Below are 8126 nucleotides of genomic sequence, written 5' to 3'. Positions count from 1 at the left end.
AGGCAAGGTACGCTCGGCCTTCGCGATGACCGAGCCGCATCCCGGCGGCGGATCCGATCCATCGATGATTGCCACCCCCCCTTCCCCCCCCCCCCCCCCCCCCACGGCAGGATGAACAATGGCTCAGCGCCCGGTTTCGCCGACTGCACGTTCGGCGGCAGCGATCTCGGCGGCGCGCTTTGCAACCTGATCGCCGATCGGCGGACCCTGGAACCGGCCGCGCTCGAAGCCGAACCAGACAATGCCGGTGACGATCAGGAAGCCGACGGTGATGTACAGCGCCCAGTCATTCGGCGGCTGGATGCCGAGGATGAAGATCAGGATCATGGCGATGATCGACAGCACGGCAAAGAGCTTGAAGATGCCTTCGCCGAGATTGAACGGACCCATCTTGTCCCACTTCGACGTTCCCCACGCGAACAGCCCGAGGGCAATTGGAATGGTGAAGGAGAAGAACAGGAAGATGACCGTGCAGGCGACGACGATGGTGTAGACGGGCGTCTCGCCGATCGAGACCAGCGACGAACCCCAGACGAACAGCACCGCAAGGACCGACCCTGTCCAGATCGCCGCCACCGGCGTGCGATAGGTCGGGCTGACCTTGGCCAGCGCCTTCGAACCGGGCAGGCCGCCGTCACGCGAGAAAGCGAAGATCATGCGCGACACCGACGTCACCGTCGCCAGGCCGCACAGCCACTGGCTGACGAAGATGGCGAAGTAGAGGATGTCCTTCACGACGGGATGAACCTGCGTGTCCATGGCCCAGAAGAAGACGTTCCAGCCCTGCTTTGCCGCTTCGTCCATGCTTGGCAGCATCAGCACGAAGGCGCACAGCATGATGTAGCCGAACAGCGCCGACCACAGGACCGAGCCGATCATCGCCCGCGGCACCGAGTGCGCCGCCTTCAGCGTTTCTTCCGAGGTATGGGCCGATGCGTCATAGCCGGTGATCGTGTAGATCGGCAGCAGCAGGCCAAGCAGGAAGACCCACATCGACGAGTTTGCCGGCCAGACATTGCCACCCGCCTCGCCCGAATAATTGGCGAAGGTGAAGAGGCGGCCGATCTCGTAGCTGTCGGCCGCAGCCAGGCAGACCAGCGCCAGCACGATCGCGGTGGCGAAGATCAGATAGCCGGAGAAGTCGGTGAGCTTGGCGGTGAGGCCGATGCCCATATGGTTCACCAGCGCCTGCAGCCCGGTGATGATCGCGAGGAAGATGATCCGGGTCGTAGTCGTGTCCTCGAGCCCGAGATAGGTCGTGCCGAAGGCGCCCATGAAGAAGTAGTAGGTGCCGACATTGATGGCGCCGAGAACGGTGACGAGGCCGAGCAGGTTGAACCAGGCGGTCAGCCAGCCGGTGAACTTGTTGCCGAGGATCGAACCCCAGTGATAGAGGCCGCCGGCCGTCGGATAGGCCGAGCTGATCTGCGCCATGGCGACAGCGAAGACGAGTGATACGAAGCAGCCGAGCGGCCAGCCGATGCCGATCGCGGCGCCGCCCGCTCCCGATGTCGCCTGAGCCAGCGAGTTGATGCCGCCGGAGAGAATGCAGATGATGGAGAAGGAAACCGCGAAATTGGAGAACTGGCTCATTCTCCGCTCGAGTTCCTGGGCGTAGCCCATGCCGTGGAGGACCTTCATGTCCTCGCTTTTGTCATTTTCAGAGTAACCAGGCGCAGTCATGTGAAAGTTCCCCTGTTTCAGCTAGACAACTTTTTAGCTAGACGACTTTCTGATTTACCTTCTCGGCCACATGGCTTTTTCCCAGCCGTGCGGACGCCTTGGTCCCCATCCCCGGTTCCAAGCCGGCAAAGATGCCGGCCAGGAGATCCGCCCATTTGCATTGCCCGGTTTCATCCCGGATCTCATCGTTGCGGATTTCGATCATCGCGCAGGCAAGCCCGCGCACGCGGCCATGCCGTTCCAGCGTGAAATAGACGCGGTCGGCCGGCGAATAGGGTTCGTTGACGCCGACGGTCACGCCATCGACCGCCTTCAGCGCATCGATCATCGGCGCGGCGAGGCTGTCGTCGTCGTCGTGAATGATGCCGATGTGCCAGGGCCGCGAAACGCCCTTGTAGACCGGCGTGAAGGAATGGACGGAAACGAGCCGCGTCTCCATGCCCTTCACCAGCCGCTCGGCAATGACTTCCTCGATGGTATCGTGGAAGGGCTGCCAGGACAGCGCGATGCGCTCCTGCCGCTGTTCTTCGCTCAGGTTTTCATTGCCCGGCACCACTGTTGTCTCGCTGACCGGTGAGATCAGGTCGGGGGCGTCGAGCGACCGGTTGCAGTCGATGACAAGCCGCGAAACGCAGGATTCGACCAGCGTAGCGTCCAGCACTTCGGCCATGCGGCGAATGACCGGAAGCGCGCCGGGGTCCCAGGCGATGTGGCGCGAAAGCTCGGAGTTTTCGAGGCCGAGCGTGCCGAAACGAGCGGGAATGAAATTCGATGCGTGATCGCAGACCAGCAGATAGGCGCTGGCACCGTTCCGGTTGTTCACCCGGACGGCTTCATACGCCTCCTCTGCTGCGGAATACGCAGTCTCCATTCTCTTGCAGTCCCCTGAAAACGCCGTATCGTATGTTACGTATTTTGTTTCTTTGCGTCTCAATGAATGATTTCATACGCATTGCGAGACTTTGTCAAACGGCTTTGTGCAAGTGCCGGACGGCAGGGCGAAAAGGTTTGGGGACAAGCATCCCGCCAAGTGGCGGGATCGAAGCGGGAGTGGAAATGGCGCTAAGCATCGCGGAACTGATTTCGGATCGCATCGATACGATGCCGGCCGGCGAACGGCGTGCAGCACAGACGCTGATCGCCAACTATCCGCTGATCGGGCTGAAGACGGTGGCGGATTTTTCGCAGCAGGCCGGCGTCAGTTCGCCGACCATCCTGCGCTTCGTTTCGCGCCTCGGCTTCCAGAATTATCCGGAGTTCCAGGCCACGCTTCAGGACGAACTGGCTGCCCAGCTTCAGTCGCCACTGACGCGAACCGTGGCGCGGCCGACGCCAGAGAGCGGCAAGACATCCCCGGTCCTGGAAGCAACGCTGGAGAACATCCGCGAGACCTTCCGCCACGTCTCCGACAAGCAGATCGTCGACATCGTCGCCCGCCTAGCCAATCCCCGCGCCAAGATATTCCTCATCGGCGGCCGCTTCACCGATCCCATTGCGCGGTACATGGCAGCCCATCTCACCATCGTGCGTCCGAACGTGTTCCACCTGACCGGCCAGGAAAGCACGTGGCGCGATCGGCTGATCGACATGGGCAAGCGCGACGTGCTGCTGGTCTTCGACATTCGCCGCTATCAGGAAAGCCTGATCCGCTTTGCCGAAAAGGCGCATGGCCGGAGCGTCGACGTCGTGCTTTTCACCGACCAGTGGCTGTCGCCGATCGCCCGCGTCGCCCGCCATGTCATAGCAGGCCGCACCGCCGTGCCGTCTTCGTGGGACTCGTCGGCCGCACTGTTCGTCGTCGCCGAAACGCTGATCGGCGAAGTGACACGCGCCATGGAGACGGAAAGTGCCCGGCGCATCCGCGAGATGGAAGACCTGAGATAACCGGCCTTGCCCAAACATTGGGCAGTGAACCCGAATGATTACCGATATTTAAGGTGCCAAGCCGTCCGCGAATTGACATAAAGGCGCGATACTGACTTTCGGGTGCTTTGCGCCTAAAATGCATGCCCATTTCGCTGTCTCGGGGACGGTGGAGAGCCGGGCAGATACGAAATCAAGTGGCGATGTATCGCCCCGACGCCCGGAGTGCCGATGGCCGCCTGGAAACAGATCGTCTTTACCCTGGTCATTCTCGTGGTGGCCGCTGCCGCTTGGGCTCGTTTTTATCCCGGCGCACCGGACATTCTGGCCCGCTGGGGCATCGACTGGGCCTATGGCGCAACAGTCAAGACTGAGGGAACCGCTTCGGCCGCCGGCGGCAACCGTCAGCGCGGCCCGCAGACGGCGGTCATCACGGCGCCTGTCACTTCCGCGACGATCAATGACCGGCTGCAGGCGATCGGTACCGGCCGCGCCAACGCTTCGGTTGCGATCAACCCCTATTCCTCCGGCCGCTTGACCGAACTGACGGTAACGCCCGGCAGCAAGGTCGAAGCCGGAACGGTGATCGCACGGCTCGATTCGGATGGCGAGAAGATCGCCGTCGACCGCGCGAAGGTCGCGGTGGCTGACGCACAGTCCAAATCCGATCGGGCCAAGACGCTGCGCGGCACCAACACCGTGACCGCCGTTCAGGTCTCCGATGCGCAGCTTGCGCTCGACAACGCACAGCTGGCGCTGCAGGAGGCCCAGCTGGCGCTTGAACGCCGCGCCATCGTCGCGCCCATTTCCGGCATCGTCGGCATCCTGCCGATCGAGGCCGGCAACTATGTAACGACGACGACGACCGTCGCCACGATCGACGACCGTTCCTCGATCATCATCGACTTCTGGGTGCCCGAACGCTTTACCACCGCCGTTGCAGTGGGCCAGCCGCTGACGGCGACGCCCATCGCCATGCCGGGCCAGACATTCAAGGGAACGGTCAGCGCGGTGGACAACCGGCTGGAAGAGGCCAGCCGCACGCTCTTGGTGCGCGCGAAAATCGAGAATGTCGGCGACAAGCTGCGCGCCGGCATGTCGTTCCAGGTCGCCATGGGCTTTCCCGGCGACACCTATCCTTCCGTCGACCCGCTCGCGATCCAGTGGGGCACCGATGGTGCTTTCGTCTGGGCGATCCAAGGCGGCAAGGCAAAACGTACCCCTGTCCGCATCATCCAGCGCAACAGCGAGAGCGTCCTCATCGACGCGCCGATCATGGCTGGCGACATCGTCGTCACCGAGGGCGTTCATGCGGTCCGCGAAGGCGCGGACGTGCTGATTGCCGGCGCAGAGCCGAGAACCGCGACGCCGGCACCCGCTGCCGGCAGCGGCTCGTAAGCGGCGCGGGGGGGCGGGCATAGTGGAAACGCATAATGGCGGCAGCGAAAAGGGCATGACGGCGCTTTTCGTGCGCCGCCCGATCATGGCCTTCGTCATCAACACGCTGATCGTGGTCGCGGGGCTTGCCGCCTTCTTCGGCGTCGAGGTGCGCGAATTGCCCGACGTCGACCGCCCCGTCATCACCATTACCGCAGACTATTCCGGCGCCGCCGCCGAAACCATCGACCGCGAACTGACGACCATACTGGAGGGCGCGGTTTCGCGCGTCTCCGGCGTCAAGTCGATCTCGTCCAGTTCGTCCTACGGACGCAGCCGCGTCACCGTGGAATTCGCCGACGGCGTCAATCTGGACGTGGCCGCAGCCGACATGCGCGACGCCGTCGCCCGAGTCACCAACCAGCTCCCTGACGACGCCGACCCGCCCCGCATCGTCAAGGCGGACGCCAATTCCGATGCCGTGCTGCGCCTGGCGGTGACCTCGGACCGCATGTCCGTCGAGGACATGACCATCTTCATCGATGACCAGATCATCGACACGCTTTCGGCCGTGCCGGGCGTCGCCGACGTCCAGATTTTCGGCGACCGCGACAAGATCTTTCGCATCGACATCGACCAGACCAAGCTTTCCAGCCTTGGAATGACCGTTGCCGACATCAGCAATGCGCTGTCGACCGTTTCGCTCGACACGCCGGCCGGCGCACTGACGAGCAAAGACCAGAACATCATCGTGCGCGCGACCGCTTCGGTGACCACGCCGGAAGCCTTCGAGAGCATCGTCATAAAAGGACGTACCCGCATCGGCGATGTCGCCACCGTGACGATCGGACCCGACATCGGCCAGTCGTCGCTGCGCTCCAACGGCCAGCCAGGCATCGGCCTCGGCATCATCCGGCAGGCGCAATCCAACACGCTGGACATTTCCACCGGCGTGCACGCCGCCGTCGACAAGATACAGGCGACGTTGCCTGAAGGCATGAACATACGCGTGACCAGCGACGATGCCGTCTTCGTCAACGGCGCAGTCCACGAGGTCGAGATCGCGCTGGTGCTGTCGGTGTCGATCGTGCTGCTGATCATCTATCTGTTCCTGCTCGACTGGCGCGCCACGCTCATCCCCGGCCTTGCCATGCCGGTGGCGCTGATCGGCACGATCGCGGCGATCTATCTCGCCGGCTTCTCGATCAATATCCTGACGCTGCTGGCGCTGGTGCTGGCGACCGGCCTTGTCGTCGATGATGCCATCGTCGTGCTCGAAAACATCGTGCGCCGCCGCAACGAGGGCATGGGGCCGCGCGCAGCCGCAGTGCTCGGCACGCAGGAAGTGTTCTTCGCCGTCGTCGCGACCACCGCAACGCTCGCCGCAGTGTTCATCCCGCTCTCCTTCCTGCCCGGCCAGACCGGCGGCCTGTTCCGGGAATTCGGCTTCGTGCTGGCGATGGCAGTGCTGCTGTCGTCCATCGTCGCGCTGTCGCTGTGCCCGATGCTTGCCTCGCGCATGCTGAAGGCGGGCGGCACGGAAGCGGACCACGGCCACCATGGCATCATGGGACGCATCGGCACCTTTCTCGCCGCCCTCTACCGCCGCTGCCTGCATGCCTGCCTCGACGCGCCGACCATCGTCATCATCGTTTCGGTCCTGTTCGCCGCCGCTGCCTATGGCGCCTTCGGCCTGATCCGCCAGGAACTGACGCCCAACGAAGACCGCTCACTGGCGCTGCTGCGGGTTACCGCGCCGCAGGGCGTGAGCCTGGAATACACCACCCAGCAGATGCGGCGCATCGAGCAACTGATCCAGCCGCTGCGCGATTCCGGCGAGATCGAGAACACCTTCGCCAATGTCGGCCAGGGCGGCTCGGTCAACAGCGGCTTCATGGTCATGTCGCTGGCGCCGTGGGACAAGCGCACGCGCTCGCAGCAGGAGATCATGGCCGACATCAGCAAGGCTGTCGCCAATGTTCCCGGCGTGCGCGCATTCCCGGTTTCGCCCAACAGCCTCGGCATTCGCGGCGCCGGCAACGGCCTGCAATTCGCCATCGTCGGCTCCAACAGCTATGCCGATCTCGGCGCGGCGGCCAACAAGGTCGTCTCCGAAATGGAGAAGGACCCGCGCTTCCAGCAGCCGCGCCTTTCCAATGACGCGACCCAGCCGCAGCTCGCCGTCGAGATCAACCGCGAGCGCGCCTCCGACCTCGGCATCGACATAACCGGGCTGGCCAATGCCGTGCAGGCGATGCTGGACGGGCGCGAGGTGGACGAGGTTTTCATCAACGACCGCGCCTACAAGGTGAAGCTCGTTTCAACGACCAATCCGATCAACGACCCGACAGACCTCGAAAACATCTTCCTGAAGACCACCGACGGACGCTTCGTGCCGATGGCGACGATCGCCACGCTGACGGAGCGCGCCGTGCCGCCGTCGCTGACCCGCGAGCAGCAGTTGCGTTCGGTCGCCGTCACCGCGAACCTGCGCAGCGACTTCGCGCTTGGCGACGCGCTGAAGGCGGCGCAGGAAATCGCCGGTCCGCTGCTGCCGCCAGGTGCCCGCATCATCCCGCTCGCCGAAGCCGCCACGCTCGGCGAAAGCAGCGGTAGCATGTTGACCATCTTCGGCTTCGCGCTGGTCATCATCCTGCTGGTTCTGGCGGCCCAGTTCGAAAGCTTCGTCAGCGCCGTCATCATCATGGCGACGGTGCCGCTCGGTCTCGCCTGCGCGGTCTTCGCGCTTCTGCTGACGGGCACCAGCCTCAACGCCTACAGCCAGATCGGGCTGGTGATGCTCGTCGGCATCATGGCCAAGAACGGCATCCTCATCGTCGAATTCGCCAACCAGCTGCGCGATCGCGGCATGGGCGTGCGCGAGGCGATCGAGGAAGCCTCGAACATCCGCCTGCGCCCGGTGATGATGACCATGATCTGTACCGTGCTGGGCGGCCTGCCGCTGGTGCTGGCCTCAGGCGCCGGGGCCGAAGCGCGCATCGCACTCGGCTGGGTCATCGTCGGCGGGCTGGGGCTGGCGACGGCCTCGACGCTCTTCCTGACGCCCGTCGCCTATCTGCTGCTCGGCCGCTGGGTCACGCCCAAGGTCGAGGAAGAGGCGAGGCTGAAGCGCGAGCTCGAGGAAGCTGCCTATACGAATGTGGAGCCGGCGGAATAATTCAGCCTCCTTCTCCCCGTCTCTA

General features: G+C 63.9%; 5 protein-coding genes. 3 read left to right on the top strand and 2 right to left on the bottom strand.

Annotated features, from left to right (window positions below; translation table 11 throughout):
• Window positions 1-123 precede the first annotated feature (123 nt).
• A complete protein-coding gene (locus WBQ96_RS27835; RefSeq protein WP_336553904.1) occupies window positions 124-1683 on the bottom strand; it encodes an amino acid permease in 1560 nt (519 codons plus the stop codon).
• 37 nt (window positions 1684-1720) lie between these two features.
• Window positions 1721-2554, bottom strand: coding sequence for an N-formylglutamate amidohydrolase (locus tag WBQ96_RS27830; protein ID WP_336553905.1), 834 nt, complete (start codon window positions 2552-2554; stop codon window positions 1721-1723).
• A 185-nt stretch (window positions 2555-2739) separates the two neighbouring features.
• Here WBQ96_RS27830 and WBQ96_RS27825 point away from each other — a divergent pair, with 185 nt between their 5' ends.
• The 3 genes from WBQ96_RS27825 to WBQ96_RS27815 all read left to right on the top strand — a co-directional run bounded on the left by WBQ96_RS27825 (window position 2740) and on the right by WBQ96_RS27815 (window position 8101).
• Window positions 2740-3567 carry a MurR/RpiR family transcriptional regulator gene (locus WBQ96_RS27825; protein WP_336553908.1) on the top strand — a complete coding sequence of 276 codons (828 nt, stop codon included), beginning with the start codon at window positions 2740-2742 and terminating at the stop codon, window positions 3565-3567.
• Between the two features lie 210 nt (window positions 3568-3777).
• Window positions 3778-4944, top strand: coding sequence for an efflux RND transporter periplasmic adaptor subunit (locus WBQ96_RS27820; protein ID WP_336553910.1), 1167 nt, complete (start codon window positions 3778-3780; stop codon window positions 4942-4944).
• Between the two features lie 55 nt (window positions 4945-4999).
• Window positions 5000-8101, top strand: coding sequence for an efflux RND transporter permease subunit (locus WBQ96_RS27815; RefSeq protein ID WP_336553963.1), 3102 nt, complete (start codon window positions 5000-5002; stop codon window positions 8099-8101).
• Window positions 8102-8126 lie beyond the last annotated feature (25 nt).

Source organism: Mesorhizobium sp. CCNWLY176 (genome assembly GCF_037153935.1).
Classification (GTDB): domain Bacteria; phylum Pseudomonadota; class Alphaproteobacteria; order Rhizobiales; family Rhizobiaceae; genus Mesorhizobium_M; species Mesorhizobium_M zhangyense.
The sequence above is the reverse complement of the archived record's forward strand: the minus strand, read 5'-3'. Positions and strand labels throughout refer to the sequence as shown.